Source organism: Streptomyces bungoensis (assembly GCF_001514215.1).
GTDB lineage: Bacteria > Actinomycetota > Actinomycetes > Streptomycetales > Streptomycetaceae > Streptomyces > Streptomyces bungoensis.
The window spans coordinates 37,915-53,291 of sequence record NZ_KQ948869.1 but is presented as its reverse complement, the minus strand read 5'-3'; the positions used below and the strand labels follow the sequence as shown (position 1 = coordinate 53,291).

The window sequence follows — 15,377 nt, the reverse complement described above, 5'->3', positions numbered from 1 at the left end:
TCGTGAGGCAGTCATGGCCGATGACGTACACATCCGGCTTCTCGGTGGCTTCGCCGTCGCGGTCCAGGACCGTCCGGTGCCCGCCGGGGCGTGGCGGCTGCGCAAGGCCCGGAGCCTGCTGAAACTGCTGTGCCTGGCACCGGGCCACCGGATGCACCGGGAGCGGCTCTACGACCTGCTGTGGCCGGACCTCGGCCGGACGGCCGCCGCGAACAACCTGCACCAGGTGCTGCACGCCGTGCGGCGCGCGCTCGCCTCGGCCGGCACGCCCGGCGAGGTCGTCGTACTCCGCGACGACCTGGTGCTGCTGGGGCCCGGCGGCGGGGTGCGCACCGATCTCGACGCGTTCGACGAGGCGGCCCGGCGGGCCGCGGAGGGGGGCGGCACCGCGGACTACCGTGCCGCGCTGGCGCTGGCCGGGCCCGGGCTGCTGCCGGAGGACCGGTACGAGCCGTGGGTCACCGAGGCGGCCGAGGCGCTGCGGACCCGGTGCACGGCCCTCAGGCTGGGGCTCGGCGAGACGCTGGAGCGCGACCACCGCCCGGACGAGGCCGCGGACGTGCTGCGGGAGCTGATCGCTCAGGACCCGCTGCACGAGCCCGGCCACCGGGCGCTGATGCGGGTCCTGGCCGGGGCCGGCCGGCGCGGGGAGGCGCTGGCCGTGTACGAGCGGCTGCGGGACGCCCTCGGCCAGGAGACCGGAGCCGACCCCGACCCGCAGACGCGCCGCCTCTTCCGCGTCCTGCTGGCCGACTCGGTCGAGGTGCCGGAGCGGCGTCCCGAGGCCGCGCGGCGCGGTCTGCCGGCGCCGGCGACGGCCCTGATCGGCCGGGAGCGGGAGACGGCCGAGGTGGCGGGGCTGCTGGAGCGGAGCAGGCTGCTGACCCTCACCGGGGCCGGGGGCTGCGGCAAGACCCGGCTCGCGCTGGCCGTGGCCGCCCGCCGGGCGGACGGCCACCGGGACGGGGCGTGGTTCGTGGACCTCGCCGGGCTGGCGGAGCCCCACCTCGTGCCGGAGGCGGTGGCGGCGGTCCTGGGGCTGCACCTGCCGCCGTCCGGCGGCGGCCGCGAGGCGCTGATCGCCCAGCTCGGCGGCCGGGAGCTGCTGCTGGTGCTGGACAACTGCGAGCACCTGGTCGACGCGTGCGCCGCCCTGGCCTCCGAGATGCTGGCCCGCTGCCCGGGCGTGCTGCTGCTCGCGACCAGCCGGGAACCGCTGCACAGCTACGGCGAACGGACGTACCGGGTGCCGTCGCTGGGCCTGCCGGATCCGCGCCGGCTGCCGCCCCTGGCGGAGCTGGGCCGGTTCCCGTCCGTGCGGCTGTTCACGGAGCGGGCGGCCGAGGCGGCCCCGGGGTTCCGGCTGACGGCGGAGAACGCGGCGGCGGTGGCGCAGATCTGCTTCCGGCTCGACGGGATGCCGCTGGCCCTGGAGCTCGCCGCGGCCCGGGTCCCGGTGCTGGCTCCGCGTCAGATCGCCGACCGGCTCGACGACGTCCTGGCCCTGCTCGGCCGCAGCGGCCGGCGCGGCGCGACCCGCCAGGAGACGCTGCTGGCCACCCTGGAGTGGAGCCACCGGCTCCTCGACGACGAGGAGCGGCGCGTGTTCCGGCGGCTCGCGGTCTTCGCGGGCGGGTTCTCCCTGGCCGCGGCCGAGGAGGTGGGCGCGGACGATCGCCTGGGCGCCCCGGTGCTGGACGTGCTCGGCCGGCTGGTCGACAAGTCCCTGGTGGGGGTGGAGCCCCGGGAGGACGAGGTCCGCTACCGGCTGCTGGAGACCATCCGCCAGTACGCCGCGGACCGCCTGCGGGCCGCCGGGGAACTGGCGGACACCGAGGCCCGGCACCGGCGTTTCTACCTGGCCCTCGCCGAGGCGCGGGACCGGGAGCAGCCCACCGGGGTCTCGGGGGCGCACTCGCTGGAGCTGGAGGCCGACTACGACAACCTCCGGGCCGCCCTGCGCTCCTTCCTGCGCCACGAACCGGACAGCGCGCTGCGGCTGGCCGTGTCGCTGCGGTCGTTCTGGCCGGAACGGGGACGCCTGGCCGAGGGCCGGCGCTGGCTGGAGGACACCCTCGCCGCGGCGCCGGAGCCGACCGCGCAGCGGGCCGGGGCGCTGATGGCGCGGGCGGTGCTGGCGATCCGGCTCGGTGACGGCTCGCCACTGGCGGACATCGCCGAGCAGATCGTGGCGATCCCGCGGCACCGGCAGGACCCGGTGGCCCTGGCGTACGCGCACTGCCGGCGGGCGATCCTGCTGTGGATGCGCGGCACGTGGGAGAGCGCGCGCACCGCACTCGACGAGGCCTGGGCCCTGGCCCGTGACGCGCACGCCGCCGAGGCCCTCGCCGTCGCCGCCCACCTCGAGAGTGTCTGGGCCGCCTGCCGCGGGGACGGGCCGGCGGCCCGGGAGGCGTGCGCGGAGTGCCTGCGGCTGCTGGCCGGCGTCGAAGCCGGAGGTGGCCCGTTCTTCCCGGTCATGACGCCGGGTTACGTGGTGGAGGAGGACGCGGCGGGGCGGGTGTCGCTGTTCTTCGAGGAGACGGTGCTCGCCGGCCGTACGGTCGGCCCGGCCCGGGCCCGCGGCTACGCGCTGGTGAACCTCGCGTGGGCGGGCCGGCTCGGCGGCCGCGCCGACGCGGCCGCGACGGCCGAGGAGGGGGCCGCGTGCTTCCGCGCGCTCGGCGACCCGCACGGTGAGTCCCTGGCCCTCAACGCCCTGGGCAACATCCACCGCGGTCTGGGCGACCTGGACGCGGCCCGCGAGTACCTCGGCACGGCGCTGGCGATCAGGCGCCGGCTCGGCGACCGCCGGGAGGAGGGCATCACCCTCGGCTGCCTCGCCCTGGTCCGGCTGGCCGGCGGGGACACCGGCGGCGCCCAGGCGGATCTCGCCCGGGTCCTCGCCCGCTTCGAGGAGATCGACGACATCCCGGGTGCCGTCAACAGCGTGCTGCACCTGGGGCTCGTGGCCCGGGCCGCCGGCGACCAGGCGCGTGCCCGGACCCTGCTGGCCCATGCGCAGCGCCTGGAGCACGTCGCCGGATCGGCCGCCGCCGCTGCCGGATGGGTCGCGCTGCTGCAGGCCCAGCTGCTGTGGCAGGCGGGTGAACGGGAGGCCGCCGGGGCGGCGGCGGCCCGGGCCGACGGCCTCTTCGGCCGCTTCGGCGACACCCGTGGCCGGGCCGTCCTGCGGCGCGCGCTGCCCTTCGGCCTGCCCGGCAAAGCCGCTGCTCAGTGAGTGCTAAGAGGCGCTGCCTAGCGTCGTGGACGTCGCTGCAAGCACGCACACCAAGGAGACGGACATGTCGATCGACACAGCCAGGGGAGTCCTGGGGGACGCCACCGTCGCCGAGCTGGAGGCCGGTCTGCGCGGCAGCGTCGTCCGCCCCGGCGACCCCGAGTACGACCAGGCCCGCGCGGTCTGGAACGCGACGCACGACCGGCATCCGGCGCTCGTCGTCCGCTGCGCCGGGACGGCGGACGTGGTCCGCGCCGTCGAGTTCGCCCGCAGCCAGGACCTGCTGGTCGCGGTCCGCGGCGGCGCCCACAGCATCGCCGGGTTCTCCACCTGCGACGACGGCATCGTCATCGACCTGTCGCCCATGAAGGGCGCCTTCGTCGATCCCGTGGCGCGCCGGGTGGTGGCCCAGGCGGGCATGACGTGGGCCGACCTCGACCACGAGACGCAGGTCTTCGGTCTCGCGGTGACCGGCGGCCTGGTGTCCTCGACCGGCATCTCCGGTTTCACGCTCGGCGGCGGCGTGGGCTGGCTGCTGCGCCGCCACGGGCTGGCCTCCGACAACCTGACGGCGGCCGAGGTGGTCACCGCGGACGGCCGGGTGGTGCGCGCGAGCGAACGGGAGAACGCCGAACTCTTCTGGGCGCTGCGCGGAGGCGGTGGCAACTTCGGGGTGGTGACGTCGCTCGAGTACCGGCTGCACCCGGTGGGGCCGCAGGTGCTGGCGGGCCTGATCTTCTACCCCGTGGAACAGGCCCGGCAGGTGGTCACCGGCTGGCGTGAGCTGACGGAGCGCATGCCCGACGACCTGACGACCCTCCTCGTCCTGACGACGGCGCCTCCGCTGCCGTTCCTGCCGCCGGAGGTCCACGGCACCCGGGTCGTGGTGCTGGCCGGCATGTACGCGGGCGACCTCGTCGACGGTGAGGAGGCCGTCGGCCCGCTGCGGACGCTGGGGACGCCCATCGCCGACCTGATGGGGCCGATGCCGTACACGGCCATGCAGTCACTGCTCGACCCGCTGTGGACGGCCGGCGCGTACAACTACTTCACCTCGGCCTTCGTCGAGCCGTCCGACGACGCGCTGGACGCCGTGCTGCGCCACCACCTGGAGACCCCGACGCCGTCCAGCGAACTGCACCTGCACCAGCTGGGCGGTGCGTTCGCCCGGGTGCCCGCCGAGGCCACGGCGTTCAGCCAGCGCTCCTCGCGCGTGCTGTGCAACGTGATCGCGCGCTCCCCGGACCCGGAGGGCTTCGACGCGCACGTCGCCTGGGCCCGCGGGGCCCGCGAGGACATCGCGAGCCACGGACGCGGCGCCATGTACGTCAACTTCACCGGCGACGCGGCCGAGGACAAGGTGCGGGCGTCCTACCCCGACGCGGTGTACGAGCGGCTGGTCCGGGTCAAGGACGCCTACGACCCCACGAACCTGTTCCGCCTCAACCAGAACGTCCGGCCCTCGGCCGCGGCGTGAGCCGGGTCGGGGGCCGGGGGGCGGAAGGGTCCGGGTGCGCGGTGCGTACCCGGGCCCGGTGGTTCAGGCGGCGAGTGCGTGACCGGGGTGCAGGACCACCTTGGTATAGCCCTCGACGCGCTGGTCGAACTTCTCGTACGCCTGCGGTGCCTGGTCCAGCGGGAGCTCGTGGGAGACCACGAAGCTGGGCTTGGCCCGGCCGGCGATGATCATGTCGCGCAACTGGCGGTTGTACCGCTTGACGTTGCACTGACCGGTGCCCATCTGCTGGCCCTTCTCGAACATCCGGCCGATGGAGACCAGCAACTGGCCGTGCTTGGCGTGCTCGTCGGGGCCGCCCGGGTCGGACGGCACGTACAGGCCCGGGACGCCGAGCATGCCGGTGGGCCGTACCGTCTCGACGAGCGCGTTGAGGACGATGGCGGGCTCCTCGTGGCTGGCGTCGTGCGCCTGGGCCTGGTACCCGACGGCGTCCACGCCCTTGTCGGTTCCCTCCCCGTTCGTCTGCTCCTTGATCTGCTCGGCCGGGTCGCCCTTGGTGAAGTCGATCGGGATGGCCCCGATCTCCTCCGCCTTGGCGAGCCGCTCGGGCACGCGGTCGACCGAGAACACCTTCGCCGCGCCGCGCAGCAGCGCGGAGTAGGCGGCCATCAGGCCCACCGGTCCGGCGCCGTAGACGGCCACGCTCTCGCCGGGTGTGACCTGGGCGAGTTCGCACCCGTGGTATCCGGTCGGGAAGATGTCGGCGAGCAGGATGAAATCGCTCTCGAACTCCTCGCCTGCCGGCAGTTTCAGGCAGTTGAAGTCGGCGAACGGGACGCGCAGCCGTTCCGCCTGGCCACCGGTGTACGGGCCCATGGCCACGTAGCCGTAGGCGCCGCCGGCGAAGCCGGGGTTCACCGTCAGACAGAACCCGGTCTTGCCGGCGAGGCAGTTCTTGCAGAACCCGCACGCCACGTTGAACGGCATCACGACCCGGTCGCCCTCGGACAGGGAGGTCACGCCGCTGCCGACCTCCTCGATCACTCCGAGGTTCTCGTGGCCGAAGACGATGCCGGCCTCGGCGGCCGTGCGGCCCTCGTACATGTGCAGGTCCGATCCGCAGATCGCGGTCGACGTGACGCGTACGATCACGTCGTTGGGGTGCTGTATCCGTGGATCGTCGACGTCCCTCACCGTGACGCTGAAAGGCTTTTCGTAAACGACGGCTTTCACCTGTGTCACCTCCGCGGCGAGCGCTGGATGACGGCGGCGAGGGAGCACCGCGGCCGGGGAACGCACACAGGAAGGACCCGGGCCCCAGGGCTGTGCCGTGGCCCGGCGTGCGCACTCCTCACCGCCGGTACTTCCAGGTAACGCCCCCTCGGGAGGGGCCGCAACCCACGCCCGCGGCGGGGCCCGGACGCCCGGCGGGGTCAGCGTGCCAGGGCGTCGAGCAGCACGTCCGGGTCCGGTTCCGGGCGGTGGTCCAGGGCCTGTTCGGCCCAGATCACCTTGCCCTGGGCGGCGTGCCGGGTGCCCCACCGCTGCGCGAACTGCGAGACGAGGAACAGGCCTCGGCCGCCCTCGTCGGTGGTGGCGGCGCGCCGCAGCCGGGGCGAGGTGCTGCTGCCGTCCGACACCTCGCAGACCAGGGTGCGCCCGAGCAGGATCCTGACCCGCACGGGCGGGGTGCCGTACCGGATGGCGTTGGTGAGGAGCTCGCTGACGATCAGCTCGGTGGAGAACGCCGCGTCACCCAGCCCCCAGTCGTCCAGGCGGCGGCCCAGCTCCGCCCGGACCCGCGACACCGCCCGGGCGTCGGACGGCACGTCCCAGACCGCCACCCGGGACGGGTCGAGCAGCCGGGTGCGGGCGACCAGGAGCGCCACGTCGTCGCCGGGGTGTGCGGGCAGCATGGTCTCCACCAGGGCGCGGCAGGTCTCCTCCGGGCTGCGGCCCGCGTCCGCGAGCGCCGAGCGCATCGCCGCGAGGCCCTCGTCGATGTCGCGTCCGCGGTCCTCCACCAGTCCGTCGGTGAACAGGACGAGCCGGCTGCCCTCGGGGAGGTCCAGCTCACCGGCCTCGAAGGGGTGCCCGCCCACTCCGAGGGGCGGCGACAGCGGCAGGTCGGGGAAGGTGACCCGGCCCCGGTCGTCCACCACCGCGGGGGCGAGGTGGCCGGCGCGGGAGAGGGTGCAGTGCCCGGCGACCGGATCGTAGACGGCGTAGAGGCAGGTGGCGCCGGTGAGCGGCGCGCGGTCGTCGTCGGAGCCGGCGGTGTGGCTGTCCAGCCGGGTCACCATCTCGTCGAGGTGGCCGAGCAGTTCGTCGGGTGCCAGGTCCAGGGAGGAGAAGTTGAGCACTGCGGTCCGCAGCCGCCCCATGGTCACCGCGGCGTGCAGTCCGTGGCCCACGATGTCGCCGACGACCAGGGCGACCCGGAAGCCGGGCAGCGGGATGACGTCGAACCAGTCGCCGCCGACGCCGGACCGCGCGGGCAGGTAGCGGGAGGCGATCTCCAGGACGTCCTGGTCGGGCAGGCCGACGGGCAGGAGGCTGCGCTGCAGGGTGTCGGCCATGGCGTGCTCGCGCGCGTACCGGCGCGCGTTGTCGATCGCGACGGCGGCCCGGGCGACCAGTTCCTCGGCCACCGCGACGTCCTCCTCCTCGAACCGCGGGGAGCCGCTGCCGCGCCAGAAGTTGACCATTCCCAGGACGATGCCCCGGGCCCGCAGCGGGACGGTGATCAGCGAGTGGATGCCGAAGTCCAGGGCCCGCTGCGCACCCCGCGGGTCGTGGGCGCGCCAGTCCTGGGCGGTGTGCAGGTCCGGCACCAGCACGGCCTTTCCGCGGTTGAGGGCGGCCACCATCGGTGTGTCCGCCACGACGAAGCGGATCAGGTCGCCGACCGGTTGCAGCGGGGGCCCGGCGCCCACCCCGCGCAGGGCCGTGCGCCGCATCCGGTGCACGGCGCCGGTGGGTTCCTCGCCGCGCAGCACGGAGTCGAGCAGTTCCACGGTGACGAAGTCCGCCAGGCGGGGCACCGCCACCTCGGCGAGCTCCTCGGCGGTGCGCCGCACGTCCAGCGTGGTGCCGATCCGCGTGCCGGCCTCGTACAGGTAGGACAGCCGGCCCCGCGCCACCTCGGCCTGGCCGGACAGGGCCGTCAGTTCCGTGGTGTCGCGGAAGGTGGCGACCATGCCCTGCGCCCCGCCGTAGGGTGCGGTGAGCCGGGTGTTCACCGCCAGCAGCCGGTCGCGGACCGGGACCACCTGGTCGGAGACGGCGCGGCCGGAGCCCAGCAGCCGGGTGGGGACGGGGCCGAGGCCCAGCTCGGTCACCGGCCGCTGGTCGGCGTCCTCGGGCAGGCCCAGCAGCCTGCGTGCCTCGTCGTTGGCGAGCAGCAGGCGGCCGTCGCCGCCGACGATCAGGACGCCCTCGCGCACGGCGTGCAGCACCGCGTCGTGGTGCTCGTACATCCGGGTCATCTCGGCCGGGCCGAGCCCGTGGGTCTGGCGCAGCAGCCGCCGGCCGATCAGGGCCGTGCCGAAGGTGGCCAGGAGGAGGGCCCCCGAGGCCGCGCCGAGCAGCATCGGCAGCTTCTCGTCCAGCAGGTGGCCCAGGGTCGCGATCTGGACGCCGGCTGTGACGACGCCGACCACGCGCCTGCTCGCGTCCGTGACGGGCACGACGGCGCGCACCGCGTCGGCGGGCCGGCCGTGGAAGGTCTGGGTGAACGACTCGCCGGCGGCGGCCGGGCCGATGTCCCGCGCCCGGGTGCCGATCAGCGCCGGGACGGGGTCGGTGAGCCGGACGCCGCGAGGGTCGAGGACGGTGACGAAGTCGACGCCGGATCCCCGCCTCGCCCGTTCCGCCGCGGGCTGCAGCCATGTCGTGGGGTGCGGTGAGCGCAGGGCGAGCGCGGTGCCGGGGCCGTGGGCGAAGGCCTCGGCGGCGGCCATGGACCGGTTGCGGGCGTTGTGCTCGGCGTCGTGGCGGTCCTGTGCCACCAGCACGGCGGCGGCGCCCGCGACGATCACCAGCATGATGAGGGCCTGCAGCACGAAGACCTGCGCGGCGAGCGTGCGGACGCTCAGGGGCCGCGCCAGGCGGCGTCCCTGTGCCGACCGGGGCCCGGGGCTGCGCGGTGGCGCCGTCCTCCCCCACGGCAGGCGGGAACGTCCGCTCATGTCCCCTTTTGTAACACCACGGCTCCGTGCGCGGCGACCGGTCCGGGTGGGCGGTGGGTGCTCAGAGTCCCGCGGAGGCGCGGCGCTGCGCCTGCTCGAACTCGGTCAGGGGGTCGCCGCCGGCCTGCCAGGGCCAGGGGGTGACGACACCGCCGAGCGTCTCGAAGACCGCGTGGGCCTCGCGCCGCCGGTCGGCGGCCGTCAGCGCGTAGGCGAGGGTGTTGAGGTCGGCGAGGGCCCCGGCGTGGCGGAGGAATCCCGGCTGCACCCAGGTGTGCGCCACGCGGTCCAGGGCCTGGGCGGCCATCGCGTGGGACCAGTGGTTGCGGGCCACCAGCGCCTCGACCCCGCCCCGGGCGAGGAGGGTGTGGTACTGGCGGACCTGGGCGGTCAGCTCCGTCGCCGCGCAGGGCACGTTCGCGGGCATGCGGGCGCCGAGGCTGTCCACGAAGTCCAGGACCTGGACGCGGGACCCCGCCTCCTCCGGGCTGAGGTAGCCGAGCATGCTCAGGTAGGCCTCGCGGTTCCAGCGGTCGCGGGCCAGCACCTCGTTCCACACGCCGAACACCTGCGACTGCTCCCGGCGCTCCAGCCGGGCCAGTTCCAGCAGCACCACCCAGGGGGTCGGGTCCTCGGGGGCGAGTTCGGCGGCCCGCAGGCAGCTGTCGACGGTGCCGGCCGGGTCGTCGGGGGCGCCCCCCTGGCGGCGGGCACGCGCCACCTGCGTCCAGGCGTGCAGCACGAGGGCGTTCGCGTTGCGCGGCTCACGGGCGGCCCAGGACCGCGGCAGGTGCGTCTCGGTCAGGTAGCCGGCCAGGACGTTGAGGCGGTGCGTACGGCGGTCCCAGTCGCGCGCGTCCTGGTCCAGCAGGCGGGAGATCTGCGCCGCGCACAGGTCCGTCGTGGCGATCGTCCCGGTCCTCGCCGTCGCCACCAGGGACTTCAGGAGCTTGCCCAGGTCCTGGTCGTCCAGTTCGGGGGCGAGGCGTGATCTCTTGCGGCGACTTGAAAGGAAGGCCATGCCGGGAGGCTAGAGGGAACGGGGACCGACACAAGCTTTCGGCCAAGATCGTTACTGATTGCGTTACTGATGACACGAATCACCTGCGGTTACCGGCCCGTACGGCGAGAAGGCCGTCCGCGTAGCCTGCTGCCGTGTCCGTCTCCGCGTCCCGTCTGCACCGTGTCGCCGTCGTCGTGCTCGAGGGTGCGAAACCGCTCGACGTCGGCATCCCGGCCCAGGTGTTCACCACCCGCGCGAGCATGCCGTACGAGGTGCGGGTGTGCGGCGCGGCGCCCGGTCTCGTCACCGGCGGGGACGGGCTGTCGTACCACGTCGCCCACGACCTCGGCGCGCTGGAGTGGGCGGACATCGTCTTCATCCCCGGCTACCGGTTCCCGGACCGCGACGATCCGCCGCGCGCGGTGGTCGACGCGCTGGTCGCCGCGCACGAGCGGGGCGCGCGGCTGGCCGCGATCTCCACGGGCGCGTTCGCGCTCGCCGCCACCGGGCTGCTCGACGGCCGGCGGGCCACGACGCACTGGCACTACGCGCGGGCGCTCGCCGCGCGGCACCCGCGGGTCCGCGTCGACGAGAACGTCCTGTTCGTCGACGAGGGCAGCGTGCTGACCTCGGCCGGTGCCGCGTCGGGCATCGACCTGTGCCTGCACATCCTGCGCGGCGACCTGGGCGTGGCCGCGTCGAACCACGCGGCCCGGCGGCTGGTCGCGGCTCCCTACCGCAGCGGCGGCCAGGCGCAGTACGTGCCGCGCAGCGTGCCCGAGCCGCTGGGCGAGCGGTTCGCCGCGACCCGCGAGTGGGCGCTGCGCCGGCTGGACGAGCCGCTCACCCTGGAGGCGCTGGCCCGGCACGCGGGGGTGTCCGCGCGCACGTTCTCCCGGCGCTTCGTCGAGGACACCGGCTACACGCCGATGCAGTGGGTCATGCGCGCCCGCATCGACCGGGCCCGTGAACTGCTCGAACGTTCCCAGCGCGGCGTCGAGCAGATCGCCGCCGACGTCGGTCTGGGCACGGGCGCGAACCTGCGGCTGCACTTCCAGCGCATTCTCGGCACCACTCCGAGCGAGTACCGGCGGACCTTCACGCGGGGCGAGTGACCCGCCCCGGGCGTGGCGCGATCCTTGTGAACCATGGCGATCACGCCGCTGTCCCGGCCGCCCGCGGCCCGCGAACCTGGTGGCGAACGGAAGGGACACCATTCATGACTCGCATCGCCATCAACGGATTCGGCCGCATCGGACGCAACGTGCTGCGCGCCCTGCTCGAGCGGGGCGGCGACCTCGAGGTGGTCGCCGTCAACGACCTCACGGAGCCCGCCACCCTCGCCCGGCTGCTCGCCTACGACACGACGGCCGGCCGGCTCGGCCGCCCGGTCACCGTCGACGGGAACGCACTCGTCGTCGACGGCCGGCGCATCGCGGTGCTCGCCGAGCGCGAGCCGGCGCAGCTGCCGTGGGCGGAGCTCGGCGTCGACATCGTGCTGGAGGCGACCGGCCGCTTCACCTCGGCGAAGGCCGCCCGCGCCCACCTCGACGCAGGGGCGAGGAAGGTGCTCGTCAGCGCGCCGTCGGACGGGGCCGACGTCACCCTGGCGTTCGGTGTGAACACCGGCGCCTACGACCCGGACCTCCACACGATCGTCTCCAACGCCTCCTGCACGACGAACGCGCTCGCCCCGCTGGCCGCGGTGCTCGACGAGCTCGCCGGCATCGAGCACGGCTTCATGACGACGGTGCACGCCTACACGCAGGAGCAGAACCTGCAGGACGGCCCGCACCGCGACGCGCGTCGCGCCCGCGCGGCCGCCGTCAACATCGTGCCGACCACCACGGGCGCCGCGAAGGCGATCGGGCTGGTCCTGCCGAACCTCGACGGCAAGCTGTCGGGCGACTCGATCCGCGTGCCGGTGCCCGTGGGCTCGATCGTCGAACTCAACACGACCGTCGCGCGCGACGTCACGCGCGAGGACGTGCTGGCGGCCTACCGGGCCGCGGCCGAGGGCCCGCTGGCCGGGGTGCTCGAGTACTCGGAGGACCCGCTCGTGTCGTCCGACATCACCGGCAACCCCGCCTCGTCGATCTTCGACTCGGCCCTCACCCGCGTCGACGGCCGCCACGTCAAGGTCGTCGCCTGGTACGACAACGAGTGGGGCTTCTCGAACCGCGTGATCGACACGCTCGAACTCCTCGCCGCCGGCTGACCGCGAGCGCGGCGGCCGCCGGTTCGCGGCGGCCTGCGGATGTCCCCCCTGCACCCGGTATCGGCTTCCAGCCGCCGGGTGCGGGGCGTTCACGGCGCGGCGCGCCCCGGGGCTCCGTCCGCGTACCGGCGGACCGCAGGACCCGAACGCCGCGGGCAGCCGACTCCGGATCCGCTCTCGGGCCGCCGTTCCGCGCGGGGCTGTCGCTCAGCGCGGCCAGTCCCGGGGGCCGCCGCCGCGCCACTCGATCCACTCCGCGCCCAGCACGTCCTCCGGCTCCACGTCGCCCAGACCCGCGCGGCGCAGGAACTCGACGAGGTCGATGACCGTGTACGCCATCCCGGCGAAGGAGTCGGCGACGCGGACGCGGCGGCCGCCGTCCTCCGCGGGCGGGTACACGATCACCTGGGGCATGGCGCCACCCTCGCCCGGAGCACGCCGCACCGCACCCCGGGGGCGCCCGTTGGTGCGAACGCCCGCCCTCTGCGGGACAGCCGCGCCGAGGGGGTATGAGGATGACATCAGGACCGTGTTCGGGGGTACTTCTGTGTGCGGAGGTGCATATGTTCGAGGCAGGCGATATCCGTGAGTGGCGCGGTCACGACGTGGTGGACCCGGGCGGCCACAAGATCGGCGTTCTGGAGTCCGTGTACGTCGACACCGCGACCGACCAGCCGTCCTTCGCCACGGTGACCGTCGGCCTGCCCACCCGTCGCCGGCTGGCGTTCGTCCCGCTGTCCGGTGCGACGGTCGGTCCTGGCTATCTGAAGGTCGTCCACAGCAAGGACGCGGTCAGGAAGGCCCCTTCGATCGACACCGACGGCGAACTGCTCGCCTCGGACGAGCCCGGGGTGTTCGCCCACTACTCGATGGACTACACCCCGGGCGCCGGCGGCGAGCGACGCCTCGCCCGCCGCTGACGCACCGAGACCGCCGGGAGATCCGATGAGCCTGTTCCTCCTGCTGATCCTCGTGGCCATGGCCCTGGGGATCGTCGGGTTCGCCGTCCACAGCCTGTTCTACCTGCTGATCATCGGTGTGGTCGTGCTCGTCGCCGACCTCGTCTACGCCGCGCTGCGCTTCCGGCGCGGAGGCCGCAAGCACCGCATCGCGCGCTGACCTCCCCCGCACCGGGGCCGGGACGGTGCGCGGTCAGTTGAGGCCGAGGACGTCCATGGTGCGCTCGGCCATGCGCTGTTCACCGAGGGCGTTGGGGTGCACGGGGACGATGTTCCGCCCGAACAGCAGCGGCTCGATCCACCGGGTGCCGGCGGGCTTGCACGCGTCGTGCCCCTCGGACGCCTGGGCGAAGTCCACGTAGGTCGCCCCCGTCTCCCGGGCGGCCCGTTCGACGACGGCGTTGAGGTGGGCCTGCATGGCGCGCAGGTAGGGCACGTCGCCGGAGGCGATCGGCAGCTTGACGAAGCAGGACGGGTCGGCCGTGGCCGGCGTGATCCACGGGTAGCCGAGCACCGCCACACGGGCCTGGGGCGCCTTGGCGCGGACGGCGCGCAGGGCGTTCTTCAGCGCGGGATAGGTCTTCGCGTCGATCGCGTCGTCGAAGGAGCTGCCGTAGGTGTCCTTGCAGGGGCTGCCCTGGCCGCCGCTGAGGACGCCCGCGGTGCCGCAGGCGAGGATGGCGTTGACGAAGGTGCCGTTGTCGTTGCCGCCGATCGTCATCGTGACCAGGTCGGTGCCCGTGGTGACCGCGTCGGCCTGCGGGGCGACCCCGGGGTACTGACCCGTCGTGAAGTCCTTGGTCTGCGCGGCGCCACAGGTCACGTCGGTCAGGCGGGCGCCCGTACGCGAGGCGAGCACGTGGGGGTAGTTCGCCGTGGAACGCAGGCAGAGCAGGTTGCCGGTGTCCACGGGGAGGACACCGGAGGCGGCGCTGTAGCTGTCCCCCAGGGCGGTGTAGTCGAGGGGTTCGGCGGCGCGGGCGGCGCTGCCGGGTCCGGTGAGGCCGAGGGCCAGGGCACCGGCGAGTGCTGCTGTCGCGGTCATGACACGAGTCAGTCCGGGCATGGGTGTGTGGTCTCTCTGCTCGGGGAGGGCGCGCGAGGAGGTACGCGCGGCCGAGGGGCGTGACGGTGCCCGCCGGCATGCCGGCTCGCAGGCGTGGGGCGGCTCGGGCGGTGGGGGTGGCGGCCGGCGGACGTGGGGTTACCGTGCGGTTCTACTGCTAGGTAATGTGCGGCCGCCGGAACGGCGAGTCAACATAGTTGACCGAACTTCTCGGAACGCTCACGAATGCCGGTCCGCAAGTCCCCCTCGGCGCTGCCGCACCCTCACGGCAAGGGAGTTGGGGGAATCGCGGAATCACCGAAAGGCGGTGTACCGCCGCCTATGCTGTGCCGCATGCCGCCGACCGGAACCGGTACCGCCACCCGCGAAGCCATCCGGACCGCCGCCGCCCGGCTGTTCCGGGACCAGGGGTTCGCCCGGACCACCGTCCGCCGGATCGCGGCCGACGCCGGGGCCGACCCCGCGCTGGTGATCCGCCACTTCAAGAGCAAGGAACTGCTGTTCCTCGAGACCATGCACCTGACCGTCGACGAGGCCCCGCTGCTCGACGTCGCGGTGGAGCAGCTGGGAGAGCGGCTCGCCGAACTCCTCCTCGACCTCGACGGGTCCGCCCGAGGCATCTTCCTCGCCCTCGTGCACGGCAGCGACGAGCCGCAGATCCTCGACCGGCTGCGGCGGACCCACGAGCGGGTGCTGATCGAACCCCTCCGCAACCGCCTGCCCGGCCCCGACGCCGACCTGCGCGCACGGCTGGCGGCCTCGACGGCCGCGGGCCTGCTGTACGCCCTGTGGGTGGCGGGGGACGAGGGCCTGCTGCGGGCCGACCGCAAGGAGCTCATCCGGCACTACGGAGCACTGCTCCAGGAGGCCCTGACCCCGCACGCCCGAGAGGCCGCCGGACCCGTCCGGCGGGCGGACGCCAAAAGTGGAACCGATGGTTCCGTGACATCCCCCACACCCGCCCCCCAACCTATGGGTGCCGGATAGTAGGCGCGCCTCCGACGACATAAGGGATTTGTCCGGCTTGACGTAGGTGGACGGCCCGGCGGATCCGGCGACGCGCGGTCCACCGGTCCGCTTCCCCCGGTACCGCCACCTGCAGCGGGTCCTGACGGCAGGTCAGTCTCCCGGCTGACCGGTGACCACTGGTTCAGCACGTCCCCCCACACTTGGCAAGAGGGTCCTCCCGCTACGAGGCGAGGTAGTAGCGAGGCCCTTTGCGTGCTCTTCGGCGCCGTTCC

12 protein-coding genes are annotated in these 15,377 nt (G+C 74.2%); 7 read left to right on the top strand and 5 right to left on the bottom strand.

The features are described from left to right. Positions 1 to 13 precede the first annotated feature (13 nt). Together AQJ66_RS29215 and AQJ66_RS29210 are read left to right on the top strand one after the other, a co-directional pair. Positions 14 to 3,241, top strand: coding sequence for an ATP-binding protein (locus AQJ66_RS29215; RefSeq protein ID WP_061928086.1), 3,228 nt, complete (start codon positions 14 to 16; stop codon positions 3,239 to 3,241). A 64-nt stretch (positions 3,242 to 3,305) separates the two neighbouring features. Beyond that, on the top strand, positions 3,306 to 4,718 hold the full coding sequence (locus AQJ66_RS29210) for an FAD-binding oxidoreductase (RefSeq protein WP_061928085.1): 1,413 nt from the start codon (positions 3,306 to 3,308) through the stop codon (positions 4,716 to 4,718). A gap of 63 nt (positions 4,719 to 4,781) precedes the next feature. Here the strand turns inward: AQJ66_RS29210 and AQJ66_RS29205 are convergent, their stop codons facing one another. The 3 genes from AQJ66_RS29205 to AQJ66_RS29195 form a co-directional block, all read right to left on the bottom strand. Further along, positions 4,782 to 5,933 carry a glutathione-independent formaldehyde dehydrogenase gene (locus tag AQJ66_RS29205; protein ID WP_061928084.1) on the bottom strand — a complete coding sequence of 384 codons (1,152 nt, stop codon included), beginning with the start codon at positions 5,931 to 5,933 and terminating at the stop codon, positions 4,782 to 4,784. Positions 5,934 to 6,133: 200 nt separating this feature from the next. Continuing rightward, a complete protein-coding gene (locus AQJ66_RS29200; protein ID WP_167359195.1) occupies positions 6,134 to 8,890 on the bottom strand; it encodes a SpoIIE family protein phosphatase in 2,757 nt (918 codons plus the stop codon). A gap of 61 nt (positions 8,891 to 8,951) precedes the next feature. After that, positions 8,952 to 9,911, bottom strand: coding sequence for a hypothetical protein (locus AQJ66_RS29195; RefSeq protein ID WP_061928083.1), 960 nt, complete (start codon positions 9,909 to 9,911; stop codon positions 8,952 to 8,954). A gap of 134 nt (positions 9,912 to 10,045) precedes the next feature. On the opposite strand from AQJ66_RS29195, the gene AQJ66_RS29190 reads away from it, so the two are divergent. Then, a complete protein-coding gene (locus tag AQJ66_RS29190) occupies positions 10,046 to 11,008 on the top strand; it encodes a GlxA family transcriptional regulator (protein ID WP_061928081.1) in 963 nt (320 codons plus the stop codon). Positions 11,009 to 11,112: 104 nt separating this feature from the next. Continuing rightward, entirely contained in the window at positions 11,113 to 12,111 is a 999-nt protein-coding gene (gene gap, locus AQJ66_RS29185; protein WP_061928079.1) for a type I glyceraldehyde-3-phosphate dehydrogenase, read from the top strand. A 207-nt stretch (positions 12,112 to 12,318) separates the two neighbouring features. Here the strand turns inward: gap and AQJ66_RS29180 are convergent, their stop codons facing one another. Then, positions 12,319 to 12,525, bottom strand: coding sequence for a hypothetical protein (locus AQJ66_RS29180; RefSeq protein ID WP_061928077.1), 207 nt, complete (start codon positions 12,523 to 12,525; stop codon positions 12,319 to 12,321). Between the two features lie 149 nt (positions 12,526 to 12,674). On the opposite strand from AQJ66_RS29180, the gene AQJ66_RS29175 reads away from it, so the two are divergent. Beyond that, positions 12,675 to 13,031: a PRC-barrel domain-containing protein gene (locus AQJ66_RS29175; RefSeq protein WP_061928075.1), complete on the top strand. Its 357-nt coding sequence runs from the start codon at positions 12,675 to 12,677 to the stop codon at positions 13,029 to 13,031. 25 nt (positions 13,032 to 13,056) lie between these two features. Continuing rightward, the gene (locus AQJ66_RS39530; protein WP_167359194.1) at positions 13,057 to 13,230 is read left to right on the top strand and encodes a hypothetical protein; all 174 of its coding nucleotides are present in this window, start codon (positions 13,057 to 13,059) and stop codon (positions 13,228 to 13,230) included. Between the two features lie 33 nt (positions 13,231 to 13,263). Here the strand turns inward: AQJ66_RS39530 and AQJ66_RS29170 are convergent, their stop codons facing one another. Beyond that, a complete protein-coding gene (locus AQJ66_RS29170) occupies positions 13,264 to 14,115 on the bottom strand; it encodes an SGNH/GDSL hydrolase family protein (protein ID WP_208611481.1) in 852 nt (283 codons plus the stop codon). Positions 14,116 to 14,469: 354 nt separating this feature from the next. On the opposite strand from AQJ66_RS29170, the gene AQJ66_RS29165 reads away from it, so the two are divergent. Then, positions 14,470 to 15,123, top strand: coding sequence for a TetR/AcrR family transcriptional regulator (locus AQJ66_RS29165; RefSeq protein WP_079060511.1), 654 nt, complete (start codon positions 14,470 to 14,472; stop codon positions 15,121 to 15,123). The last annotated feature ends 254 nt before the right edge of the window (positions 15,124 to 15,377 follow it).

Bases quoted from the DNA above. Each gene is read 5' to 3' on its own strand.
- AQJ66_RS29215 (WP_061928086.1), top strand. From the start codon at position 14: ATGGCCGATGACGTACACATCCGGCTTCTCGGTGGCTTCGCCGTCGCG.
- AQJ66_RS29210 (WP_061928085.1), top strand. From the start codon at position 3,306: ATGTCGATCGACACAGCCAGGGGAGTCCTGGGGGACGCCACCGTCGCC.
- AQJ66_RS29200 (WP_167359195.1), bottom strand. From the start codon at position 8,890: ATGAGCGGACGTTCCCGCCTGCCGTGGGGGAGGACGGCGCCACCGCGC.
- AQJ66_RS29195 (WP_061928083.1), bottom strand. From the start codon at position 9,911: ATGGCCTTCCTTTCAAGTCGCCGCAAGAGATCACGCCTCGCCCCCGAA.
- gap (WP_061928079.1), top strand. From the start codon at position 11,113: ATGACTCGCATCGCCATCAACGGATTCGGCCGCATCGGACGCAACGTG.
- AQJ66_RS29180 (WP_061928077.1), bottom strand. From the start codon at position 12,525: ATGCCCCAGGTGATCGTGTACCCGCCCGCGGAGGACGGCGGCCGCCGC.
- AQJ66_RS29175 (WP_061928075.1), top strand. From the start codon at position 12,675: ATGTTCGAGGCAGGCGATATCCGTGAGTGGCGCGGTCACGACGTGGTG.
- AQJ66_RS39530 (WP_167359194.1), top strand. From the start codon at position 13,057: ATGAGCCTGTTCCTCCTGCTGATCCTCGTGGCCATGGCCCTGGGGATC.
- AQJ66_RS29170 (WP_208611481.1), bottom strand. From the start codon at position 14,115: ATGACCGCGACAGCAGCACTCGCCGGTGCCCTGGCCCTCGGCCTCACC.
- AQJ66_RS29165 (WP_079060511.1), top strand. From the start codon at position 14,470: ATGCCGCCGACCGGAACCGGTACCGCCACCCGCGAAGCCATCCGGACC.